1 protein-coding gene is annotated in these 1,182 nt (G+C 43.1%); it reads left to right on the top strand.

Annotated features, from left to right (window positions below):
- The first annotated feature begins 248 nt into the window (after positions 1 to 248).
- Complete coding sequence (locus R7F07_RS25145; protein ID WP_318110659.1) at positions 249 to 1,127, top strand: AEC family transporter; 879 nt, start codon at positions 249 to 251, stop codon at positions 1,125 to 1,127.
- Positions 1,128 to 1,182: the final 55 nt, after the last annotated feature.

The raw sequence follows: 1,182 nt of genomic DNA on the forward strand, positions 1-1,182 counted from the left end.
TGGCTATTTTACAGACACATGACATAAAACTTGTCGGTATTTCAGTGATTTGTATGTAACTTGATACGTAACAATTAGTTCAAAGGTACGACCACTCCATATAGCTAATGTGCTTTGAGAAAGCTTGATTTAATCCACGGTTCTCATTGTTTCACCATGACGCAATGCATGAAGGTTTGATACTGTGATTACCACTTAGTTGATTAACCAACTAAGCGCACATCTACCTCATATACACTAAGGCGACCATGATTAATCAGATCATTAATATTCTTTTTCCTGTGTTCGCCCTTGTCGGTGTGGGCTATCTAGTCGGACGCCATATCAAACCTGATTTTCGCCCCATCAATCGAATTAATATCGATGTATGCACGCCAGCTCTGGTGTTTTCCTCATTAGTGAGCATGCCGCTCGACTCTGAACAAGGTCCCCTGCTCTTAGCCGCCATCATTGCGGTTTTAATTCCGGGGTTACTCATGATTCCGATTTGTAAAATCACTGGGCTAACATTTAAAGCTTGGGCTCCACCTCATATGTTTCGAAATAGCGGGAACCTTGCGATACCGTTGTTCACTTATACATTTGGCGAAGTTGCCCTTTCTTCTGCTGTACTGCTGTTTGTAGTATCAGCTTGCTTACATATCAGCGTAGGTGTGATGTTGTTAAGTAACGGGAATCCATTGAAACAAATCATGAAGATGCCAATTTTCTTATCGGCATCGCTCGCATTATGTTTGAACTTATCAGGTATTGGCGCGTGGACACCGTTGTATGAAGCAACAGCACTACTAGGGCAAGCCGCTGTTCCGGTAATGCTGCTTTCTCTTGGCTCACAAATGTGCCATCTAAGACTGGATGGATTAAAAGTTGGAGTTTTGTGTACCGTTCAATCGTTAACGACTGGCGCAATCGCGTTTGCAATCATTTATTGGTTTATTCCTTTACCAACCATGCAACTACAAATGATGGTGCTGTTCACCATGCTACCTCCAGCGGTCATGAATTATCTATTTGCAGAGCGACTGAATATCGAACCGATGACAGTGGCATCCATGGTGTTGTTTGGGAACTTCTTTAGCGTATTGACGTTGCCATTGCTCCTAAGTTACACGCTGTCGTTGGCGTAAGTGAACCTTGAGAGTCCATCGTTGCTGTTGGTAGGCAAACCTGAAGGTTTGGATT

Source organism: Vibrio sp. YT-16 (assembly GCF_033337405.1).
In the GTDB taxonomy this organism is placed as follows: Bacteria; Pseudomonadota; Gammaproteobacteria; order Enterobacterales; family Vibrionaceae; genus Vibrio; species Vibrio alginolyticus.

Bases quoted from the DNA above. Each gene is read 5' to 3' on its own strand.
- R7F07_RS25145 (WP_318110659.1), top strand. From the start codon at position 249: ATGATTAATCAGATCATTAATATTCTTTTTCCTGTGTTCGCCCTTGTC.